Annotated in this window: 21 protein-coding genes, 1 tRNA gene and 1 pseudogene; 9 read left to right on the forward strand and 14 right to left on the reverse strand. The window is 55.3% G+C overall.

Annotated elements, in window-relative coordinates; genetic code table 11:
* Positions 1 to 43 precede the first annotated feature (43 nt).
* Together CLH62_RS00005 and CLH62_RS00010 are read right to left on the reverse strand one after the other, a co-directional pair.
* Positions 44 to 520 (reverse strand): annotated as a pseudogene (locus CLH62_RS00005) (cupin domain-containing protein); the annotation flags it as partial.
* A gap of 67 nt (positions 521 to 587) precedes the next feature.
* A complete protein-coding gene (locus CLH62_RS00010; protein WP_099616123.1) occupies positions 588 to 1,118 on the reverse strand; it encodes an isochorismatase family protein in 531 nt (176 codons plus the stop codon).
* Between the two features lie 50 nt (positions 1,119 to 1,168).
* Here CLH62_RS00010 and CLH62_RS00015 point away from each other — a divergent pair, with 50 nt between their 5' ends.
* Together CLH62_RS00015 and CLH62_RS00020 are read left to right on the forward strand one after the other, a co-directional pair.
* Positions 1,169 to 1,375: a DUF2905 domain-containing protein gene (locus tag CLH62_RS00015; RefSeq protein ID WP_099616124.1), complete on the forward strand. Its 207-nt coding sequence runs from the start codon at positions 1,169 to 1,171 to the stop codon at positions 1,373 to 1,375.
* A 128-nt stretch (positions 1,376 to 1,503) separates the two neighbouring features.
* Positions 1,504 to 1,594: transfer RNA gene (locus tag CLH62_RS00020), tRNA-Ser, on the forward strand.
* A 154-nt stretch (positions 1,595 to 1,748) separates the two neighbouring features.
* On the opposite strand, the gene cydB is transcribed toward CLH62_RS00020, so the two are convergent.
* From cydB to CLH62_RS00050, 6 genes are all read right to left on the reverse strand, one after another.
* Positions 1,749 to 2,750: a cytochrome d ubiquinol oxidase subunit II gene (cydB, locus tag CLH62_RS00025; protein WP_099616125.1), complete on the reverse strand. Its 1,002-nt coding sequence runs from the start codon at positions 2,748 to 2,750 to the stop codon at positions 1,749 to 1,751.
* A 2-nt stretch (positions 2,751 to 2,752) separates the two neighbouring features.
* Entirely contained in the window at positions 2,753 to 4,186 is a 1,434-nt protein-coding gene (locus CLH62_RS00030; RefSeq protein WP_099616126.1) for a cytochrome ubiquinol oxidase subunit I, read from the reverse strand.
* Between the two features lie 34 nt (positions 4,187 to 4,220).
* On the reverse strand, positions 4,221 to 5,981 hold the full coding sequence (locus CLH62_RS00035) for a SulP family inorganic anion transporter (protein WP_099616127.1): 1,761 nt from the start codon (positions 5,979 to 5,981) through the stop codon (positions 4,221 to 4,223).
* A 12-nt stretch (positions 5,982 to 5,993) separates the two neighbouring features.
* Positions 5,994 to 7,256, reverse strand: coding sequence for an NAD(P)/FAD-dependent oxidoreductase (locus CLH62_RS00040; RefSeq protein WP_099616128.1), 1,263 nt, complete (start codon positions 7,254 to 7,256; stop codon positions 5,994 to 5,996).
* Positions 7,257 to 7,319: 63 nt separating this feature from the next.
* Positions 7,320 to 7,736 (reverse strand): protein tyrosine phosphatase family protein, encoded by a 417-nt coding sequence (locus tag CLH62_RS21295; RefSeq protein ID WP_099616129.1) that lies wholly within the window; start codon positions 7,734 to 7,736, stop codon positions 7,320 to 7,322.
* 13 nt (positions 7,737 to 7,749) lie between these two features.
* Positions 7,750 to 8,616 carry an MBL fold metallo-hydrolase gene (locus CLH62_RS00050; RefSeq protein ID WP_099616130.1) on the reverse strand — a complete coding sequence of 289 codons (867 nt, stop codon included), beginning with the start codon at positions 8,614 to 8,616 and terminating at the stop codon, positions 7,750 to 7,752.
* Positions 8,617 to 8,920: 304 nt separating this feature from the next.
* Here CLH62_RS00050 and hemG point away from each other — a divergent pair, with 304 nt between their 5' ends.
* The 6 genes from hemG (at position 8,921) to CLH62_RS00080 (ending at position 14,558) form a co-directional block, all read left to right on the forward strand.
* Positions 8,921 to 10,330, forward strand: a complete 1,410-nt coding sequence (gene hemG, locus CLH62_RS00055) for a protoporphyrinogen oxidase (RefSeq protein WP_099616131.1) — start codon at positions 8,921 to 8,923, stop codon at positions 10,328 to 10,330.
* Between the two features lie 5 nt (positions 10,331 to 10,335).
* Entirely contained in the window at positions 10,336 to 10,737 is a 402-nt protein-coding gene (locus tag CLH62_RS00060) for a NifB/NifX family molybdenum-iron cluster-binding protein (RefSeq protein ID WP_170005735.1), read from the forward strand.
* A gap of 165 nt (positions 10,738 to 10,902) precedes the next feature.
* A complete protein-coding gene (locus tag CLH62_RS00065; protein ID WP_099616133.1) occupies positions 10,903 to 11,529 on the forward strand; it encodes a peroxiredoxin in 627 nt (208 codons plus the stop codon).
* A gap of 170 nt (positions 11,530 to 11,699) precedes the next feature.
* Positions 11,700 to 12,245, forward strand: a complete 546-nt coding sequence (locus CLH62_RS00070) for a rhodanese-like domain-containing protein (protein WP_228152732.1) — start codon at positions 11,700 to 11,702, stop codon at positions 12,243 to 12,245.
* A gap of 94 nt (positions 12,246 to 12,339) precedes the next feature.
* Complete coding sequence (locus tag CLH62_RS00075) at positions 12,340 to 13,959, forward strand: tetrathionate reductase family octaheme c-type cytochrome (protein ID WP_099617565.1); 1,620 nt, start codon at positions 12,340 to 12,342, stop codon at positions 13,957 to 13,959.
* Entirely contained in the window at positions 13,956 to 14,558 is a 603-nt protein-coding gene (locus CLH62_RS00080; protein WP_099616134.1) for a cytochrome b/b6 domain-containing protein, read from the forward strand. Before CLH62_RS00075 ends, CLH62_RS00080 begins: the two co-directional genes overlap by 4 nt.
* Before the next feature lie 11 nt (positions 14,559 to 14,569).
* Here the strand turns inward: CLH62_RS00080 and CLH62_RS00085 are convergent, their stop codons facing one another.
* From CLH62_RS00085 to CLH62_RS00105, 5 genes are all read right to left on the reverse strand, one after another.
* Positions 14,570 to 15,532 carry an SLAC1 anion channel family protein gene (locus CLH62_RS00085; protein ID WP_099616135.1) on the reverse strand — a complete coding sequence of 321 codons (963 nt, stop codon included), beginning with the start codon at positions 15,530 to 15,532 and terminating at the stop codon, positions 14,570 to 14,572.
* A 71-nt stretch (positions 15,533 to 15,603) separates the two neighbouring features.
* A complete protein-coding gene (locus CLH62_RS00090; RefSeq protein ID WP_099616136.1) occupies positions 15,604 to 16,047 on the reverse strand; it encodes a DsrE family protein in 444 nt (147 codons plus the stop codon).
* Between the two features lie 163 nt (positions 16,048 to 16,210).
* Positions 16,211 to 17,119 (reverse strand): MBL fold metallo-hydrolase, encoded by a 909-nt coding sequence (locus CLH62_RS00095; RefSeq protein ID WP_099616137.1) that lies wholly within the window; start codon positions 17,117 to 17,119, stop codon positions 16,211 to 16,213.
* 465 nt (positions 17,120 to 17,584) lie between these two features.
* Positions 17,585 to 18,187, reverse strand: coding sequence for a DUF938 domain-containing protein (locus CLH62_RS00100; RefSeq protein ID WP_099616138.1), 603 nt, complete (start codon positions 18,185 to 18,187; stop codon positions 17,585 to 17,587).
* Positions 18,188 to 18,264: 77 nt separating this feature from the next.
* On the reverse strand, positions 18,265 to 18,540 hold the full coding sequence (locus tag CLH62_RS00105) for an acylphosphatase (protein ID WP_099616139.1): 276 nt from the start codon (positions 18,538 to 18,540) through the stop codon (positions 18,265 to 18,267).
* A gap of 84 nt (positions 18,541 to 18,624) precedes the next feature.
* Here CLH62_RS00105 and CLH62_RS00110 point away from each other — a divergent pair, with 84 nt between their 5' ends.
* Positions 18,625 to 19,398, forward strand: coding sequence for a fructosamine kinase family protein (locus CLH62_RS00110; protein ID WP_099616140.1), 774 nt, complete (start codon positions 18,625 to 18,627; stop codon positions 19,396 to 19,398).
* Here CLH62_RS00110 and CLH62_RS00115 read toward each other — a convergent pair.
* Positions 19,395 to 20,342, reverse strand: coding sequence for an AEC family transporter (locus CLH62_RS00115; protein WP_099616141.1), 948 nt, complete (start codon positions 20,340 to 20,342; stop codon positions 19,395 to 19,397). The two genes, CLH62_RS00110 and CLH62_RS00115, sit on opposite strands and share 4 nt — an antisense overlap.
* Positions 20,343 to 20,491 lie beyond the last annotated feature (149 nt).

Here is a 20,491-nt window from a genome sequence, read left to right on the forward strand (position 1 = left end):
CCGTCCAATAGCACTAGATTCAAGATGGGGTCACCGGACGGTTACGAAACACTTCCTTTGGTGGCCATTTCACCAGAGCGACGTGCTCGTGCTCGAATTCATGCAGGGGCATGACCTGGAGACCTCCAATACCGGGGAGCCAGGGCGTGCCGGTGGTGTCGATGCGCACGGTTGACTGATCCCGCTCATCAAACTGATGCAATTTTACCAGCAGGGTACAACCATCCTTACTGAACGGGGCGTGGCCGCTTCCCGGCGGATTACGCAGGTAGGTCCCGGCCGGGTAGTCTCCTGTTTCATCCGAAAACACGCCTTCAAGAACCAGGATTTCCTCGCCAAGGGGGTGTTCGTGCCGCTGGAATGAGGCGCCTGGCTCATAACGAACCACACTGGTCGCATGGCCGCGCTCCGCTTCCTCTCGGGCGAGGGGTTTTCTGAGCACGCCGCCGGCAGGGCTGGGCACCCACTCCTGTTCGGCTGTCCGGATTACGACTTTCTGTGAAAAGTCCATATTGAGCATCGGAAACCTCAAAACGACCTGTGATTTGGAACCTCTGTTTACGTCGGCATCGTTGTGCCGGATGTATTCACTTGATCAGTGCCTGAATGTTTTTGAACTGTGGATGCCTGCAATGGCGCATCCACTCAAAGGCGACCATCTCAAGAGTCACAAGCCGCGCTCCGCTCTCGCTCAGGCGGTCTAGAGCCACATCGCGGTCAAATTCGTTCCGGGAACCAGTCGCATCGGCCACCACCCAGACCTTGTATCCGGCGTCCAGGAGGCTCAGCGCGGTTTGCATCATGCAGACATGGGTTTCGCAACCACCCACCACGATATGTTGCCGGCCTTCGGGAAGAAGATCCACGAGTCCGTCGGGGCAGGCGTCGAAATGGTACTTTGCCAGGATCTGATCACAAAGCTCCCGAACGGGCTCGACATTAGGGCCGAGTTTGTCGGGCAACTGTTCGGTAGCCACCACCGGAACCTCGATCAGGCCAGCAATAGTCGCGAGCGTGATACAGCGGTCAACCACCTCTTCCCCGTGGCTTATGGCCGGCATGAGTTTCTCCTGAACGTCGATCAGCAACACCATTGATTGCTCGGCTTTCATCAGCATTGTTATTCTCCTCGTGTCTAAGCCCGCTTCGCTGGATAAAGGTACGCATTATGGCACGCCGGTTCATTATTGCCGGCATCATACTGATTGTTGTCGGGGCTATCCTCCATTTCGCACCCGGTATCCTGAGCTGGTTCGGGAAATTACCCGGCGATATCAATATTCGTTCGGAAAATAGCCGGGTGTTTATCCCGATTACCTCCATGATCATCATCAGTGTTGTGTTAACCATAGTCCTGAATCTGTTTAACCGGTAAACAGAAAGCGAGGCGATTCCCGAAATTTTTTGACGATTTCACTTAAGGGAGTTGCCAAGCGCCCCCAAAACCATTAAAGTTTGCGCCCTCAAATGAGCGACGACATCGCTGATTTGAAACAGTTTATTGGAGAGGTGGCCGAGTGGCTGAAGGCGCACGCCTGGAAAGTGTGTATACGTTAATAGCGTATCGAGGGTTCGAATCCCTCCCTCTCCGCCAATATAAAACCCCAGCAGAAATGCTGGGGTTTTTTATTGGCCGATTGGCAGGGTAGAAAGAACCCTCGCGGGTTCCACCGAAGCCTGCACCGCAGGCTGAGGAACGTCGGAGCTATGCGACGACGGCCCCGGAGGGGTGAGGGCCGCAGGCCGAATCAGTGGTATCCCTCCCCGGCGTGTACCTTGCCCCGGAACACCCAATAGGTCCAGGCGGTGTAGGCCAGCACGATCGGAATCACGAACAGCAGCCCCAACAGCAGGAACAGCTGGGATTCATAGGCCGAAGCGGCATCCCAGAGCGTGTATTCCGGGGGAACCACATAAGGCCAGCGGCTGACCACCAGACCCAGATAGGTGGTGATGAACAGGCCCATCGTTGCTACAAACGGCATGCCTTCCTTGCGATCACGTACCGAACGGTAGATCTGGAGCGCACACAGCAAGGTCAGCACCGGCAGGATCCAGATCACGGTCAGATTCGAGAACCAGCGCTCGCGAACCAGCTCATCCACAAACGGGGTCCAGACACTGATAATGCCGAATACCACGAGTACCGCCGCCAACAGCGGCAGGGTGATTCTGTACGCCCACTGCTGCAGGTAACTCTCGGTTTTCATGATCAGCCAGGTGGAACCCAGTAGGGCGTAGCCGGCCAGCATTCCCAGACCGGTGAGCACGGTGAATGGCGTGAGCCAGTCCAGCGCTCCGCCAACATAAACCCCGTTCGCGGTCTCAAAGCCCTGAATATAGGCCCCCACCACGGCGCCCTGGGCAAAGGAGGCAACAGTAGAGCCGCCGGCAAAGGCCCAGTTCCAAAGGTAACGGGACGTGCGGGCCTTGAACCGGAACTCGAACGCCACGCCCCGAAAAATCAGCCCGGCCAGCAGCAGGAACACGCCGATGTACAGTGCCGGCAGGAAGATTGAATACACCATCGGGAAGGCCGCAAGCAAGCCAGCGCCACCCAGCACCAGCCAGGTCTCGTTGCCGTCCCACACCGGCGCCACCGAGTTCATCATGGTGTCCCGGCCTTCCTCGCTCGGGGCGAAGGGGAAGAGAATCCCCACGCCCAGATCGAAGCCATCCATCAGCACATACATGATGATGCCGAAGCCGATAATGAATGCCCAGATAAGGGGCAGATCGAACAGTTCCATAGTTAGTGCGCTCCCTGTCCTGCGGTGTTGCCTGAAATTTCGCCTTCTTCTGGTTCCAGGGGTACATGGGCGGCGGAGAAGGGACGCTTGGGACGTTCCGCTTCGTGCTCGTCTTCATCGTGACGATCCTCAAGACCGACGTAGAGTACCCGCATCAGGTAGTACACGCCGGCAGAGAACACCAGAGCGTACACCACGATATAGCCGATGAGCGTGAACAGTGCCATACCACCGGTCAGTGACGGGGTAAGCGCCTCCGCCTGGGTCATCTGGCCGTAAACCAGCCAGGGCGCCCGGCCGGCTTCAGTGACAAACCAACCAGTGAGCACTGCAATGAAAGGTCCGATGGTCATAAAGCGCATGCTTTGCAGGAACCAACGCTTACGAAAGTACCTCCCCCCAGGACGAAGAACCAATCCGGTGAGAGCAAAGAGAACCATCAGCATGCCGATGCCAACCATAATCCGGAAGGACCAGAACACGATTGCCACCGGTGGCTGCTCGTCAACAGGAACCGCGCTCACTCCTGGCACCTCACCGTCCCATTCATGGGTCAGAATGAAACTGGCCAGGCTGGGAATACCAATCTCGTAAAGGTTCCGCTGGTTCTCCTGATCAGGAATGGCAAACAGCAGCAACGGCACATTGCGGGAGGTGTCCCAGTTACCTTCCATCGCCGCCACTTTGGTTGGCTGATGCTCCAGAGTGTTCAGGCCATGGAAATCGCCTAGCACGACTTGTGCTGGTGCGATAAACAGCAGTAGCCACAGGCACATGGATAACGCTTTACGGTTAGCCTCGACCTCGCGACCCCGAAGGAGATACCAGGCACTCACACCGGCCACCACAAAGCCGCCGGTCAGGAAGGAGGCCAGACCCATGTGGGCAAAACGATAGGGGAAGGAGGGGTTGAAAATTGCTTCGCTCCAGGACGTTACGTAGAACACGCCGTCGCGCAGCTCGGTACCGGCTGGAGTCTGCATCCAGCTGTTGGCCGACAGAATCCAGAAGGAGGAGATAAAGGTACCCAGCGCAACCATGATGGCGGCAAACAGGTGAACGCCGGCGGGCACCTTGTCGCGACCGAACAGCAGCACGCCGAGGAACGCCGCCTCCAGGAAGAAAGCCGTCACCACCTCATAACTCAGAACAGGACCCAGGAAGTTGGCAGAGGCCTGGGCGAAGTTACTCCAGTTGGTTCCGAACTGGAACGACATCACGATGCCCGATACCACCCCCATGCCGAACACCACGGCAAACACCTTGGTCCAGAAGGCAGAGAGCTTCACCCACACCGGATTCTCGGTTTTGAAGGCCAGGCCTTCGAGTACGGCGATGTAGGAAGCGAGGCCGATGGTAAACACCGGAAAAATGGCGTGAAAGGAAACTACAAACGCGAACTGGATTCTTGAAAGAATCAGGGGATCTAATTCCATAGCGCGTACTCCAGTAGACACATAGGTGGTCAGACTATTGGGTTGAGGTTGCAGCCGGGTGTAGCTTGTCTCTTCCCCAATATGGTGAATGGGCGAGTGCTTTCCACGCGTGGTAAGTACTCATGAAAATTTGTCCAGACAACTCTTCGCAGAAATGCGTTCGGCTCAGGCTATCCATAACCGGCCCCTTTACCTCAGCAAGATGAAGCGCGATGCCCGAGTCCCTCATCCGTTTGTTGATTGCCTCCAGGCTCTCCAGTGCGGATGCGTCAATCACGTTTACGGCCTGGCACGTGAGAACCAGATTCCTTATTGCTGGCTTGCTGGCAATGAGCTCCAGGATGGTTTCTTCCAGATAGCGGGCATTGGCGAAGTAAAGACTCTCATCGACACGAAGAACGATCGTTTCATCATCTGTCTCGACGCTGTGACGCTCAATATTCCGGAAATGTTCGGTACCGGGTACGAGACCAACCACGGCACTGTGCGGGCGACTGGTACGGTACAGGTAGAGACCAATCGAGAGCCCGACACCGGCAAGGATGCCAGCTTCGACGCCCTCAACCAGCGTCAGCAGAATCGTTGCGAACATCGCCACGAAGTCGGCTTTCGAATAGTCAAAGGTTCGACGGATAGCCCCGAAATCGATCAGGGTGCTCACGGCAATCATAATGGTGGCTGCCAGCGTTGCCTTGGGTAGGTAGGCAAGCACGCCCGTGAGCGTCAAGGTGGCCAGGGCAATGCCGACTGCCGTGAACATGCCGGCCAACGGTGTTTGTGCACCTGCCTCGAAGTTCACAACAGAGCGTGAGAAACCACCGGAAACTGGAGACCCACCGCTGACGCCAGCGCCCACATTGGCTAGTCCGAGTGCAATCAGCTCAGAGTTCGGATCAATTCTCTGGCGTCTTTTTGCGGCGAGGGTCTGAGCAACGGAGACAGATTCCACAAACCCGACCAGGCTGATCAAAATGGCGGCCGGAACCAGAGTCGCCCAGATGTCGAACTCGAGAGGTGGGAGGCTGATTTCGGGAAGCCCGCTTGGCACCTGGCCAACCAGGTTTACACCGTCACTCCCGAGGTTGAATTGCCAAGCCAGGGCAGTTGTAACGATGACCGCTGAAACAGGTGCCGCTTTTGCAACCAAATCCGCAGCCCGCTGAGACAGGCCAAAACCCGAGAGGGTTTGTTTCAGGTATTTCCGGCAGAGGAATAGATAGAGCAGAGTGCCACCACCGATTGCCAGCGTAACGAAATTCGTTGCGGGCAAATCTCTGAGGAGGCCGTTTATCATTTCTATGAGATTGTGGCCGCCACCTTCGATACCCAGAATATGGCCAAGCTGACTACCGGCAATGAGAATGCCCGATGCTGTTACAAAGCCGGAGATTACGGGATGGCTCAGGAAGTTGGCCAGGAACCCGAGTCTTAATAGGCCCATTGCGAACAGGATCAGCCCAGAAAGGGTGGCCAGAACCAGTGCTGCGCCAACGTATTCCGGGGATCCAATCGCGGCGATACCACCAAGCGCCGAAGCTGTCATCAGAGACGCGACCGCCACGGGGCCTACTGCGAGAGTTGCACTGGTACCGAACAGGGCATAAACCACCAGGGGAATCATGCTGGCGTAGAGGCCAACTTCAGGCGGAAGTCCAGCCAACAGGGCATACGCTAAAGCCTGAGGGACGAGCATCAGCGTTACGATGATCGCCGCAAGGCCATCGCTGATCAACGCATCTGAACCATAGCCTTTCAGCCAGTTGATGATTGGCAGGTAGGCACCAGGATTTTTCACAATTTACCTCCCTTACGCTTCACGGGTGGCCGGCGCGGCCATCCATTCGCGACCTTTTAGCATCCCGTTCCAATAGAGCCAGGGAAGCTGTTTGGCTTTCAGGAACCAGGCCATCCGTGTCGCTTTGGTGCCATCATTGATCCACTTCGGGAAGCTGGGCTGAAGCGTGCCGCCGTAGCCAAATTCAGCAAGAACGATGCGGCCCCTCTCGACGGTCAGCGGGCAGGACCCGTAACCGAGATAGGCTGCGGTTAGTGGCCGATCATGAAGAGAATGCACGACATTCTGCGCAACAACCGGGGCTTGCTTTCTTACCGCCGCCATCGTTTTGGAGTTAGGTGTACCACTGGCGTCGCCCAGTCCGAAAATCGTCGGAAACCGTTTGTGCTGAAGTGTTTCCGAGTCGAGGTCTAACCAGCCTTCAGAATTGGCCAGGCCGGATTCCTCGATGAACGAAGGAGCACATTGAGGAGGCACGACGTGAAGCATGTCAAAGGGAACCTCGATAGGGTGCTGACCGTCGACGGTTGTTTTCAGGAATTGGGCAATTCGTTTGGGGCCGTCAACGCTCAGTAGCCGCTCGTCAAAGCAAAGATCGATCCCGTAAAGATCGATGTATCGTTGAAGTTCGGGGACGTAATCTTCAACGCCAAAAAGCACCTTCCCGGCGGAATGATAAGAAACATTGATGCTGTCCAACCGATGGTTGCGGCGCCAGTGGTCCGCCGACAGGTACATTGCCTTTTGCGGCGCACCGGCGCATTTAATGGGCATCGGGGGTTGCACGAAAACAGCGTTACCTTTCTCCAGCTGTTGCACCAAAGACCAGGTATAGGGAGCGAGATCGTAACGATAATTAGAGGTGACACCGTGTTGACCAAGGGTGTCCTCAAGGCCCTCAACGGCACCCCAGTTGAGAACCAATCCGGGGGCGATTACGAGCCGACTGTATCCGACCGAATAGCCGTCCGAAAGCAAGACCGTTTGCGTGTTGGGCTGCACGAATTTGGCAGACGCCTGATACCAGCTGCAGCCTTTCGGTATGACCGATTCTGCGGTTCGACGAGTGCTTTCGGCAGAAAAAACGCCACCGCCGACCATGGTCCAGCCTGGCTGATAATCGTGAGTTTCGCTGGGATCAATAACCGCGATATCCAGGTCTCCCTGGCGTTTCAGCAGGCTTGAAGCGGTCGCAATGCCGCCTGCTCCGGCACCAATAATGACAACGTCGTGGTGTCTGTGATTTGTCGCGGACTTGGGTTTGGAAAAAGACATGTAGAGTTAATCTCCGTTCGCTTCGGGGACCTCCTTGTCCGCATTAGTAAGTCATAATTGGCATCATTGCCCCAGAAGATCTTTGATAGGCTGCGGATCATGTCCGGCTTCATGGGCCGCTGTCAGAAGATCCGGGATGTTGCACTGTGGGCTCATTGCGCGGCTCTGGGCCCACATGTGGACCGCTCGGCGACCGGTCCTGCAGAAAGCCAGAATCGGCGAGGCTGATGTATCGAGGGCTTTTCCAAACGCCTCGATATCGCGCTGCGGATACTCACCCGATGCGACGGGAATGCTCACCCATTCAAGTCCGTGGGCCTCAGCTGCTTCTGCATATGCCCGTTCACCCTCGTAATCCTCTTCACTCTCCCTGCGATTGCAGATGACGGTTCGGAATCCTTGCTCTTTGACTTCGCGCATGTCGGCCGGATAGACCGCATCTGCAACAGCGAACTCGGGTTCAAGAAAATGAATTTTCATCTCAGTGCTCCGTTTAAAACAAATTAATGGGGACCTTCAGATAGACCTGGCCGTTTTCTTCAGGAGTCGGCATTTCACCCGCTCGCATATTGACCTGAACAGACGGCAGGATCAGGCGAGGCATGTTCAGCGTGGCATCTCGCTCTGAGCGGAGAACAACAAAATCCTGCTCGCTCATACCCTCGCCAACGTGGATGTTATTAGCCCGTTGCTCAGCTACGGTCGTCTCGTGCACAAACTCATCACGACCCGCCGCTTTGTAGTCATGGCAAAGAAAAATGCGTGTCTCTCCCGGCAACGCCAGTACTTTCTGGATCGACCGATACAAGGTGTGGGCATCGCCTCCCGGGAAATCACAGCGAGCCGTTCCGGAATCCGGTGCAAAAATGGTGTCGCCAACAAAAGCCGCGTCGCCGATTACGTAGGTCAAACAAGCCGGAGTATGGCCAGGCGTGTGCAATATCCGGGCGTCGAGAGCTCCAATCTGGAACGTATCGCCTTCCTTGAACAGACGATCGAACTGACTGCCGTCGCGGGCAAACTCCGTTCCGGCATTGAACGCTTTACCGAAAACTTCCTGGACCTCGACGATTTTCTCGCCAATGCCTGTCTTTCCACCAAGCTGGTCGTGCAGGTAGGGCGCCGCTGAGAGATGGTCAGCGTGCACATGGGTTTCGAGAATCCATTCAACGGTCAGATGGTTGTTCCTGACATACTCGATAATCTCATCGGCGGAGCGAACATCCGTTCGCCCTGCCGCGTAGTCAAAATCCAGAACAGAATCGATGATGGCGCAAGCCGAACTGTTCGGATCCTGAACGATGTAACTGAACGTGTTGGTTGGTTCGTCAAAGAAGTGAGTAACTAAAGGATGCCGCATGGTCTTGACCTCCACTAAGGGGCTTGTTGAACCGTGCAGCTAAAGTAACAATTTAATGGTTATAAGGATAGCTCCAAAAGGTATATCAATATTAATTGATGCTATAGCGTTAAGTGATTGCTTGTTAATGCGCTGATTTTATTTATTATTTTCCGGGGATGTCCGGAGTGGGGCGATCGAAAGTGACTTTGTCACTGAAAGGGTGTTTTGCGCGCGATAGGGTCATGTTCCTCTCATTCTTAGTGATTGATTGGGACGTTTAACGATCACACATGCTGAACCTGGATGGTTCATAGGGAGTTGTATGCGCGGCGACACCCAGACCGAACAACAGTCAGTTCTGATTGTTGGCGGTGGTATTACGGGGCTCTCACTGGCACTTGCGCTTGGGCGCCAAAAGAAAAGCGTGACCCTGGTTGAAGCAGACGAGCAACTAGGCGGTAATATCCGGTCGGTCAAGGAACAGGGATGGCACATGGAGCTCGGCCCGAACACACTTATGGCCAAGCCGTCACTGCACCATCTGCTAAAATCCTTGGATCTCAGTGACAAAGTTATCTTTCCACCTTTGACCAGCCGCAAACGTTATGTTGTCAAGGACGGGGTTCCCGTTGCGTTACCAGCTGATCTGAAATCTGCGTTAAGCAGCCCTCTCATTGGCATCGAAGGCTGGCGTCACTTGATTAGTGAACCTTTTCGCAAGGTAGCCAGCAGCGAAGAAACTCTGGCAGCCTTCGTTCATAGGCGCCTCGGTCAAAATATTCTCAATCACTTTGTCGATCCCTTTGTCTCAGGCGTTTATGCCGGATCGCCAGAAAAGCTTTCAGCTCAAGCCGCCTTCCCTCGGTTACATCGCCTGGAACAGAACAATGGGTCCCTGCTTCTAGGCGCAATCTCTCTAATGATAAATAGCAGAAAACAACGCATTAAGGATCGCGAAAGTGGGTTCCCCGACGCGTGGCGTGGAAAGATTGTGAGCTTTCCAGGCGGGCTTTCCACATTGGTTGAGGGAATCAGGGAGGAGTTGAGTCGGCTCGACAACGTCAGAGTGATAACCGGCTGTCGAGTGGAAAAGGTTGAGCAGAATGATCGAATGTGGCGCGTGGTCGACCAGCGGGGTCAAATGCGCGTTGCCCATCAGCTGGTATTGGCAACGCCAGCTCACGTCAGCGGATCACTCCTGGAACCGGTTAGCCCTGAACTTCGGTCAGAACTGGCCAGTATCGTCTACCCATCACTTGCTGCTGTTGCGTTGGGTTTCCCAGACGAGTCCATCAAACACCCACTCGACGGCTTTGGAATGCTCATTCCAAGTCAAGAAAAGAAGCAGACGCTCGGAGCTTTGTTTTCCTCCACACTTTTTCCGAACCGGGCGCCAGAGGGGCATGTGCTTTTCACCTGCTTTATCGGTGGTCGCAGGAACCCGATGGCTGTCGAAAACTCAGATCAGCAGTTGGTAAATTTAGTCAGCGAGGAACTGCGCGAGATGCTTGATATCCAGGCCCGCCCGGTCTTTACCAAGGTCGCACGATGGGCTAACGCCATTCCGCAATATGACGTTGGGCATTTAAGCCGTATAGCCAAGATTGACGACATTGCGGAGCGCTACAAGGGGCTTCATTTAATGGGTAACTGGCGAGACGGTATTAGTGTCGGTGACTGCATTGATAGCGGTTTTTCCATGGCGCATAGATTGATAACTGCTGAGCGATGATATCTGTGGAACGGTTGATTCGCCGTTTGGAGCTTCTGCAACCAGCATTAAATCCTGAGCTTAAACTCTCAAAACACCCGAATCGTGAGGATCTGATGAAAATAGCCGTAACAAGCCAGAATCGAAAAACCGTCACCCAGCATGCCGGCCGATGCAGGAAATTCTTTATCTTTCACATTGTAGAAGGGCAGGTGGCTAAAAAGGAGCTTCTCGAACTTCCCAAAGAGCAGTCATTCCGGGAGAGCTCGTCGCAGCTACCGCACCCATTGGATGATATTGATGTTCTAATCACCAGGGGGATGGGCTCTGGGTTGGCAATGCGCCTTAACGAAAAGGGTATTGAAAGTGTAATCACCGAAGATGAAGACCCAGAGAAGGCCGTTCGAAGCTATCTGACTATTTCATAGATAGGTTTTTGTTGCCTTACTTCTCCGTGAAGCCTTTTCTATTTGTTAAGCCTATTCGTTCTATAGATATAACCATATGGGCTAACGCCCTCCGGACGGGTTATTGTTATTCCGACATCAAGAGGCAACCCGCCTCCACCAGCAAAACCCGAGAGGAGATTCATCATGAGTTTATTGCTTGGCTCTACCGCCCCGAACTTCACCATCGACAGCACCGCCGGCCAGATCAACTTCCACGACTGGGCAGGCGATTCCTGGGTATTCTTCTTCAGCCACCCGGCCGACTTTACTCCGGTGTGCACCACCGAGATGGGCCGCACAGCTCAGCTGGCGAAAGAATTCGAAGCCCGCAACGTGAAGCCCCTGGGTCTGTCCACCGATACCGTGGAAGAGCACGTAAAGTGGATTGAAGACGTCAACGACACCCAGAACTGCAACCTGCAGTTCCCGATCGTTGCTGACGCTGACCACAAAGTGGCCGAGCTGTACGAAATGATCCACGCCGGCGAGAGCGAAACTGCCGCTGTACGCAGTGTGTTCATCATCGACCCGAACAAGAAGATCCGCCTGACCATGACCTACCCGATGGCGGTGGGCCGTAACTTCGACGAGATCCTCCGGGTTATCGATGCCCTGCAAACCGCTGATGCCAATAAAGTTGCCCTGCCGGCAGACTGGCGCAAGGGCGACGACGTGATCATTCCCCCCTCCATTTCCAACGAGGAAGCCAAGGGCCTGTTCCCGCAGGGCTGGAATGAAATCCGTCCGTACCTCCGCACCACCAAGTTGTAATCTGGTTCGCAGGTAGAAAAAGGGGGCTTGCCATTCGGCGGCCCCCTTTTTGCGTTTTGATCTCGATCAAGCCAACGCTTATATGCTTATAACTCTTATTGAGAGTAGCGGTCATACAGGCGTATGTTGAAGTAAGAACAGGGGACACCCGAATTCAGGAGGAAACCATCATGAAACAGATACTGACAGCTGTGCTTGCCACTTTCGCCATTGCCCTCAGCGCCCAGGCGGAAGAAGCACTTTCCCTGACCCCACAGGAAACCTATGACATGGTTCAGGAGCAGGGGGACGAACTCCTGTTTGTGGATGTCCGGGATCCGGTTGAAATCATGTTTATCGGATTCACCGATGCCGTTGACAAGAACATTCCGTTCAAGTTGGTGGACCGCTCGGCATTTCTGGCTGATAAAGGCCGGTTTGCCATGAACACCAATCCGGAGTTCGCGGCAGACGTGGAAAAAGCCCTTAAAGAAAAAGGCCTTAGCAAGGATGACCTGGTCATTACCATGTGCCGTTCCGGCTCAACCCGGGGCAAGCCCAGCGCGGAATATCTGCTGGAACGGGGCTTCACCAATGTGAAATACATTGACCACGGCTTCCAGGGCAGTGGCGCCAAAGAAGGCAAGAAAAAAGGCATGAGAATTGTGAATGGCTGGCAGAACGACGGCCTGCCATGGTCCATGACACTCAACCCGGAGAAGATCTATCGTCCGTAATCCGGATCGTCGGCCTTACCGACTCTGAAGTCGCGTTTGCAGGGAGTCTTTGTATATTGATTTGGTCCTTGAACAGGGCCAGGGAGTCAGAGACGTGAAGAATTTTGCATGGAACCGCTCCATCAACCGTTTTAGCGGGCTCTCTGCCCATGTGGCTCTGGCCGGAGCGTTGGTTTGCTCCGGCTTTTCTGTTTATGGGGCTCAACGCCCACCCGCCACTGCCGATCACAGCAAATTCGAGGCCCTTCAGGGCCCTTTCGAGAATGCACAGGAGGTAACCGAAGCCTGCCTGGGCTGCCATACCGAAGCGGGCGAACAGATCCGTGCAACCACCCATTGGACCTGGACCTACGAACATCCGGAAACGGGCCAGACCCTGGGCAAGAGCAAGGTGATCAACAGCTTTTGCGGCATGGCGATCACCAACGAGCCCCGTTGTACCTCCTGCCATGTGGGCTACGGCTGGGAAGACATGAGGCAACCACCACCCACCGCGGATAACGCCGTTGATTGCCTGGTGTGTCACGACACCACTGGTGACTACTGGAAGTTTCCCACTCTGGCCGGGCACCCCACCTACACGCCCCGGGAATGGCCGAAGGGCAGTGGTAACATGGTCCAGCCGCCAGATCTGGAAATGATTGCCCAGAATGTCGGCGCCAGTGGTCGGGCCAACTGCGGTAACTGCCACTTCTATGGTGGGGGCGCAGACGGCGTGAAACACGGCGATCTGGACTCCTCTCTGGTGGATCCACCCCGCTCCCTGGATGTGCACATGTCCCCGGACGGGCTCGATTTTGACTGCGCCGATTGCCATACCAGTTGGGGGCATGAGGTGGCGGGCAGCCGCTATCAGGTCAATGCCGCCGATACCCTGGGTATCGATGTACCGGGCCATACCGATCTCAGCCGTGCAAGCTGCCAGTCTTGCCACGGCGATTCACCGCACCCGCAGCAAAAGCTGAATGATCATGTGGACACCCTGGCGTGCCAGACCTGCCATGTACCCGAATTCGCCCGGGGCGGCGTCCCCACCAAAGTCTGGTGGGACTGGTCTACCGCCGGCCGGCTGGATGAGGACGGTCAGCCGATTACCGAATACGACGATCATGGTCATCCCAGCTATCTGAGCGAGAAAGGTGACTTCCGCCACGGCGAAAATGTCGTGCCAACCTACGCCTGGTTTGACGGCACGGTGAAATACACCCTGGTGGATGAAAAACTCGATGTGGCTCATCCTCCGGTTGAAATCAACCGCATTGAAGGCAGCCCTGAGGATCCGGGTTCCCGCATCTGGCCGTTCAAAGTCATGCAGGGCAAACAGCCCTACGACACCGAACGGAAAACCCTGCTGGCCACCCACGTTTTTGGTGCCGATGACAGTTCATTATGGAGCAATTTCAGCTGGCCCAAGGCACTCAAGGCAGGCAGCGAGATGTCGGGCATGCCCTTCAGCGGCAGCTACGACTTCATCGAAACCACCATGCATTGGCCCATCACCCACATGGTGCCACCGGCTGAAATGGCGTTGGATTGTGCCTCCTGTCACGCCCGTAACAGTCGTCTGGCCGGTCTTCCAGGCATCTATATGCCTGGCCATAGCGGTAACATCTGGCTGGACCGTGTCGGCTGGTTACTGGTGGCCATGACCCTGATCGGCGTTGTGCTGCATGGTCTGGCAAGGATTCTTCTGAAGGGGAGGGAGAAGTCATGAGCCGGGTAATGATCTACAAACGTTTCGAGCGTTTCTGGCACTGGTTCCAGGCACTGTTGATCTTCACGCTGCTGTTTACCGGCTTCGAAATTCACGGCACCTACTCGGTGATCGGTTTCGGTGAAGCGGCCCGGCTGCATACCCTGGCTGCCTGGGCGCTGATTGTGCTGTGGCTGTTTGCCATCTTCTGGCACATCACCACCGGCGAATGGCGCCAGTACATTCCCACAAGGAACGGCCTGTTTGCAGTCATGCGCTACTACCTGATCGGGACTTTTACTGGTGAGTCGCACCCCTACCGGAAGACCACCAGAGCCAAGCACAATCCGCTGCAGCGTTTGGCCTATTTGTTTTTCAAACTGATGATTACACCGGTCATCTGGCTCAGCGGGCTTCTCTATCTGTTCTATAACGACTGGCCCGTAACCCTGTCAGGCGCACTGGAGCTGGAAACGGTGGCTCTGGTTCATACCGGAGCGGCTTTTGCCATGCTGATTTTCATCATTGCTCATGTGTACATGGCAACCATGGGTCCGAAGCTCGCCAGCCTGATCAAGCCCATGGTCACCGGCTACGAAGATCTTGAAGAACACCGATAGAAAGTCTGCGGCTATTCTTCAATGCAGATCGCCCTGCGCTGAACCGCTTGGGCGGTCTTGCCGAGAAGAACTGCGATAAGCACCGTAAGCAGGCCAAGAAGTAAAACACCAAGCCCTTTGAAGAACACGAGTTGAAGCTCCTCGTACATTACGAAAGTGGCGATCGTCATGGCTGCCATTGGGAATGAGTACGCCCACCAGGAAAGAAAGAATTCTAGTCGGAGGAACCTGGAGGCCTGGGTAATCAGCATCAGGGTCAGAAAGATCGCAACGTAGTAAAGCACCCGTCCAAAGGCGTTCACTTCGCCAACCAGCTGGAACCAGGAAATAAAACCCACGGCAGGCGGGGCGATCAAAATGAACAAAGTGGGCAGGAGTTTGGCCGGAAGCGGCTGATGGAAAAACATCCGGTAGAAAATGATGGTTAACAAAACCAGCCAGAAAACCAGGCCAATGCTGAAGAAGAACCACGAGATTTCCACAGATGCATGCTGCACGCCTGCAATGGGTACGAGGATGTTACCTACGATGGGGATAAACCAGGCCGGGTTGATGTGGGCAACTTCAAAGTGGGTCTGGTGCAACCAGGCTGACAAAACATAGAGCGTAAAGCCAAGGTGAAGGGTCGCGCCAATGCTCCAAAGAATGAGTGACACAGCGCCGTTGTAGGGTAACAGCGCGATACTCAATAGAATCAGACCAATCGATATGGTGGGGAAGAAGTTCAGTTTGACCGGATGGGCAAACTCCGCTTTTACTGCGCAGGGGTATTTCATGACCTTGGCCAGATAAAGCATTAGCAGAGCAACAAACCCGATGATGGTCAGCCCGAGCAATATGGGGCTTGGCTTCCAAGAAATTCCAAGCAAGCCTTCCGCACGATGCCAAGCGATGGTAAATCCGGTCATTCCCATCACAACGGCGAACCATGAAATCGGAAAACTCTGCAATCGGGAAGGCCGAACTTCCGTCATCCGTCTACCTCCTTTTCTGAAGACTCAACCAGAGTTGCCCCGTACACCCGGGGCAACCCGAACCTCAAGGCTCAGAACGTGAACGTGCGCATCTTCGGGTTCAGCATCTGGCCGGCCATTTCCGGCGGCATTGCAACGCCGACGCCGTCAATCAGATCGTCCTTGCCGTAATCGCTGTTCGGAAGATACAGCGCACAGACCTTCGCCTTGCCACCCTGTTTGAGCAGGCCTCGCAGCATCTGCCCCGGAGTGACATCTTTCGGTTTGAGGGCGGGAGCTTCATAAGTCTTCAGCGCCAGGTCACCGGCCTGATCGCATAGTAGTACATTAACTTTTGCCCCTTGCTTGGCCATGGTGTTAGACAGGACCATCGCCATACCTTGGGTCTGTAGGGAATCGCTGGACAGGATTACAAGCACTTCCTCAACAGCGCCTTTGTGGCTGTCGGCATGAATGCTGAATGGCGCGACTGCTAACAGGGCAGCGGCGGCAAGGGCTTTGAATAATTTGATCATGGGGAGCTCCTCTTTGATGGATCGAAAGACTTCAACGCGAAGGTATCTCGACAGGATTCAACCGTCAGTGACAAAGTCACTTAAGCAGGTCGATTAATATTCAGTTCAAAAAAAGCCGGGCGTTTTCGGCCCGGCAAAGGGGTTGTGTGCTCAATCTCCGGGTTTATTCCCAAGCGGCACCCTCAAGTGCATCCAACGGAATCTTCAAGTACCGTTTGCCGTTGGCTTCGGGCTCCGGGAGCCGTCCACCCCGGGTGTTGACCTGCAGCGCATGAAGAATCAATTTTGGCATCGGTAGCTCGCTGTCACGGGTGTTTCGAAGCTCTACATACTCGGCTTCTGAAGTCTCAGCCAGATGCTTGTTGGCCTGCTTCTGCTCTCCAACTGTGCTTTCCCATTCGGGTTCACGGCCGCCGGGCATGTAGTCGTGACCTGTGAACAGCCGCGTCTCATCAGGCAGGGCGAGGATGGCCTGGATGGAGTCCCAAAGTTGATGGGCGTCGCCCCCGGGAAAGTCCGCACGGGCGGTGCCGAAATCCGGCTGGAAAATGGTGTCGTGCACGAACGCTGCATCGCCGATCACATAGGTGACAGAGGCCAGCGTGTGGCCCGGGGAGAACATCACACGGCCCTGCAGCTTGCCAACCCGGAACTCGTCGCCGGCCCGGAACAGATGGTCCCACTGTGAACCGTCGGCCGGAAAATCGGGCCAGTTATAGATGCCCTTCCACAGTTTCTGAACGCCAGTCACATAGCCACCGATCGCAGTCGGAGCGCCGGTCGTTTCCTTAAGATACTGGGCAGCCGAGAAATGGTCGGCATGGGGGTGCGTATCCAAGATCCATTGCACTTCAAAGCCCCGATCGCGCACGTAATCCAGAAGTTCGTCGGCGTGGTGCGTCGCCGTTGCGCCGGACTTTTCATCGTAATCTAGCACCGGATCAATAATGGCACACTGCTTCGTCTCCGGATCGCTGACCACGTACTGAACACTGAATGTGCGGGGATCGAAAAAACCCGCGACATCGGGAGTGTCGAGATGTTTCGCAGGTGATTGTTGGAAAGTCCTCATAAGTGAGTCCCCCTCAACGCTGAAAACGCGTTTTTGATTAATGTAGTTATAAGGATATAACTGAAAGATTTTAAGGGCTAATTGAGATGAGGCATTGAGCCAATGAGGACAACCTAACGGTGCCAAATTTGAGTGGGGGAGCGTGCGTCGATTCGATGGACTCAGTTCAAAAGGATATGGACTTACCCCGGTACGCATGACAAACCCGAGCCTCTAACGGGGCCTTTATGACTCGGATCTGAACGTCCGCTTTGCGAGCATTCCAGCCCTCCGGCCTCCACCGGATGACCTGTTTCCTTCCAACTTAACCGTTTTCAGATTACTAATGTTCAATTAACAGACATTACCAAGCAGTGAGCGGTTAAGTGATTGCGGGCAGGTCAGTGGGGCAAAATTGGGACAAAATCGTGTCCCTCCCTCTCCGCCAATTTGACCCCGGCAACGCTGGGGTTTTTCATGCGCTCATTAAAACCGCCGCCAAACAAGCAGCCGGTTGTTGGCCGGCATGTCAAAGTCCTGTTCCATCATCAAGCCTGTGGCCTCACCAAGACGCCGCATATCCTCGATATCCCGTATACCCATGTGCGGAGCCTGCGCTCTGAGGTGGCTGTCGAACCGCTCGTTGCTCGGGCTGGTATGTTTGCCCGCATAACTGAACGGACCGTAAAGGCAAAAAACACCATCTGTTGGCAAGGCCTTGCCAACGCCTCTGAACATCGCTTCCACCTCGGGCCAGGCCATGATGTGAGCGGTGTTGGCGGAGAAGGCCCCGCTGATGGCAGGTACCTGCCCCCAGTCCTGGCCGGTTACATCGAGGGCGATGGGCTGATTGATATTAGACAGCCTTGTGGCGTCGAGCCACGGCATGCAAAGTTGGTAGTTTTGCGGGTGATCACTGGGCTGCCAGATCAGGTGCGGCAAATGTTGGGCAAAGTGCACAGCGTGCTGGCCAGTGCCTGTGCCGATTTCCAGAGCCGTGCCCGGCTGTTCGAAAATGTCGGCCAGTATTTCAAGAATCGGTTGCTTGTTATTTTCACAAGCTTGGGAAAACGGTTTGTCCTTTAGCATGTCCGGACCTCTGAAAGGGAGTAGGTTGTGGCGGTAAGCCAAGTCCTGCTTAACCGCCACGGGCAAAATCGCATCAATCAGCGAACACTGAAGTCAGTGAAATCTCCCGATGGGGCCTCTTCCGTGACCTCGACGGAATCGACCCGGGCATCCGGCGGCCCGTTTTCGCACCAGGCCCGCAACCTATGCAGTTGGTGGTCCGCCCCCTCGGCAACCACCTCAACCCGGCCATCCGGCAGGTTACGGGCGTAGCCGGTGAGGCCCAACTCGTTAGCCTGTTGCTCCGTAGAGGCGCGGTAGTAAACCCCCTGTACTCGCCCGGAAATAAAAAGATGCCAGCGTTTCGTGCCCATCATTTGCCCCTTTAGATGCGTCGTGTCAGGCTTTGTTTCAATCTACCGTTTCCTGCAAGAAAACTTCAAGGAGTGCGGGTTCCCATGGCCGATACCCATCTTAAACACAACGCTACCGGATTTGCCGATGCCCTGATTTGCGAGGCTGAAGGTCTGGAATGTCTCGCCAAAGCCCTTGTTGAGGCCGGGGCGACCGGAATTGGGGTGCCGGAAGTTTACCAGGTCGATGAATCTGCACTGGAAATTACCGCCATCAACGCGGCGGCGGCCACCGAACCTACTCAGGAAACTCTTGGTGAAGGTCTGGCGCGAATGCATCGCCTGGAGCAGGGCGGTTATGGCTGGAGCCGGGACAACTACATTGGCCTTTCGCCGCAGCCCAACCGCTGGTGTCAGAGCTGGGGCGAGTTTTTTGTCCGGGACCGTCTCGGGTATCAGGTTTCCCGGGTGCGAGATGCCAGCCAGAGGGCCCGTTTTCAGGAAGTGCTGGATAAACACGGCGAAGTGCTTTCGGAATGGCTGGATGCTCACTGTAACCACCCGAGCCTGCTTCATGGCGATCTCTGGAGTGGCAACGTCCTGTTTGATTCTGATCGGCCCTGGCTGATTGATCCTGCCGTCTATTGCGGTGATCGCGAAGCGGATCTCGCGATGACACAGATGTTCGGAGGTTTCGGGAGGCCATTTTACAGGGCCTACGACAGGCTATATCCCCGCACGCCAGTGTATGACAGGAAACGTGAGGTCTATAACCTCTACCATTATCTGAACCATTACAATCTGTTTGGTGGGGGTTATCTTGGTGGCTGCCAGACCGGTATGGCAGCCATCGAGTCCATTGCCAGGGGCGATGGCTAGATCAGGCCAGCCCCGCGTAATATAAATACTCCGAGAGTCACGGTAATGCTGGCCATCAAAGTGGTCAGGGCGATGATGTTGGCCGCCAGCCGGTCGTTACCGCCGAGAAATTTGGCCATGACGAAACTGGCTGCTGCTGTCGGGCTGGCAAAAAACAGGAACATCAATCCCAGTTCAGGCCCTCGGAAGCCAGCCAGCCAGGCGGCGGCCGTGCACAGCGTTGGCAGCACCACCATCTTCATCAGGCTGGAGCTGAACGCGGTCTCGCTGTCGTTCCGGATGGCGCTGAGAGAAACGGTTGCGCCGATACAAAGCAAGGCCAGTGGCAGGGTCAGGGATGCAAAATAGTCACCACTGGTCATAACCCAGCCAGGCAACGTGATTTCCAGAGCGGCAAAGGGAATGGCAATGAATACCGCAAGGATAAGCGGGTTGCGAACAATATCGTGAAAGATCTTCCGCCAGTCTGTGGTCTGGCCGGGCTGATAGGCAACCAGTACGATCACGGACAACACATTGTAGGAAATAATCACCAGCCCAAGCAGGATGCCTCCGGCCGATAATCCGAAATCGCCGTACAGGTTGGCGGCGAGGGCCAGACCCACGATGCCGCAGTTGCCGCGAAAGGCACCCTGAACGTAAACCCCCCGGTCTTCCCGGACAACCCGCCACTGCGCCCAGAGCCACGCGACTGCGAAACTCGCCAGTGTCGCGCCCAGGTAGAACAGCAGAAGCCCCGGGTTGAAGGCCGTCTCCAGGTCCGCACGGATGATGCTCAGAAACACGAGGGTCGGTAGTGTCGCTTTGAATACCAGGGCAGAGGCGGTATTCACGAAATCGTTATCAATCCATCCGATCCGGCGCAGCCCCAGCCCGATAAACACCATTGCGAAAACCGGCAGTGTTGTCTCCATGGTTTGCAGGAAAAGGTCAATCAGGGTCATGGAGCGCGGCCGTCTGGAAAACGTTCGTCAAATGAGGTGAGCACCGATTATAAGCCCGGAGATAGCTAGCCTGCTATGGGAATTCCACCAAGGTCCTATATTCGAGCCGGGACTTGAAATTACCGAATAGTTGCCAATTTCACACAGTT

Origin of the sequence: Marinobacter guineae, assembly GCF_002744735.1 — a bacterium.
Taxonomy (GTDB): Bacteria; Pseudomonadota; Gammaproteobacteria; order Pseudomonadales; family Oleiphilaceae; genus Marinobacter; species Marinobacter guineae.

Excerpts from the sequence above, each read along its gene's own strand:
- CLH62_RS21295 (WP_099616129.1), bottom strand. The coding sequence starts at position 7,736 with ATGAAAATTCATTTTCTTGAACCCGAGTTCGCTGTTGCAGATGCGGTC.
- CLH62_RS00095 (WP_099616137.1), bottom strand. The coding sequence starts at position 17,119 with ATGAGGACTTTCCAACAATCACCTGCGAAACATCTCGACACTCCCGAT.
- CLH62_RS00065 (WP_099616133.1), top strand. The coding sequence starts at position 10,903 with ATGAGTTTATTGCTTGGCTCTACCGCCCCGAACTTCACCATCGACAGC.
- CLH62_RS00030 (WP_099616126.1), bottom strand. The coding sequence starts at position 4,186 with ATGGAATTAGATCCCCTGATTCTTTCAAGAATCCAGTTCGCGTTTGTA.
- CLH62_RS00105 (WP_099616139.1), bottom strand. The coding sequence starts at position 18,540 with ATGGGCACGAAACGCTGGCATCTTTTTATTTCCGGGCGAGTACAGGGG.
- hemG (WP_099616131.1), top strand. The coding sequence starts at position 8,921 with ATGCGCGGCGACACCCAGACCGAACAACAGTCAGTTCTGATTGTTGGC.
- CLH62_RS00115 (WP_099616141.1), bottom strand. The coding sequence starts at position 20,342 with ATGACCCTGATTGACCTTTTCCTGCAAACCATGGAGACAACACTGCCG.
- CLH62_RS00050 (WP_099616130.1), bottom strand. The coding sequence starts at position 8,616 with ATGCGGCATCCTTTAGTTACTCACTTCTTTGACGAACCAACCAACACG.
- CLH62_RS00090 (WP_099616136.1), bottom strand. The coding sequence starts at position 16,047 with ATGATCAAATTATTCAAAGCCCTTGCCGCCGCTGCCCTGTTAGCAGTC.
- CLH62_RS00085 (WP_099616135.1), bottom strand. The coding sequence starts at position 15,532 with ATGACGGAAGTTCGGCCTTCCCGATTGCAGAGTTTTCCGATTTCATGG.
- CLH62_RS00010 (WP_099616123.1), bottom strand. The coding sequence starts at position 1,118 with ATGCTGATGAAAGCCGAGCAATCAATGGTGTTGCTGATCGACGTTCAG.
- CLH62_RS00070 (WP_228152732.1), top strand. The coding sequence starts at position 11,700 with ATGAAACAGATACTGACAGCTGTGCTTGCCACTTTCGCCATTGCCCTC.
- CLH62_RS00110 (WP_099616140.1), top strand. The coding sequence starts at position 18,625 with ATGGCCGATACCCATCTTAAACACAACGCTACCGGATTTGCCGATGCC.
- CLH62_RS00100 (WP_099616138.1), bottom strand. The coding sequence starts at position 18,187 with ATGCTAAAGGACAAACCGTTTTCCCAAGCTTGTGAAAATAACAAGCAA.
- CLH62_RS00015 (WP_099616124.1), top strand. The coding sequence starts at position 1,169 with ATGGCACGCCGGTTCATTATTGCCGGCATCATACTGATTGTTGTCGGG.
- CLH62_RS00040 (WP_099616128.1), bottom strand. The coding sequence starts at position 7,256 with ATGTCTTTTTCCAAACCCAAGTCCGCGACAAATCACAGACACCACGAC.
- CLH62_RS00080 (WP_099616134.1), top strand. The coding sequence starts at position 13,956 with ATGAGCCGGGTAATGATCTACAAACGTTTCGAGCGTTTCTGGCACTGG.
- cydB (WP_099616125.1), bottom strand. The coding sequence starts at position 2,750 with ATGGAACTGTTCGATCTGCCCCTTATCTGGGCATTCATTATCGGCTTC.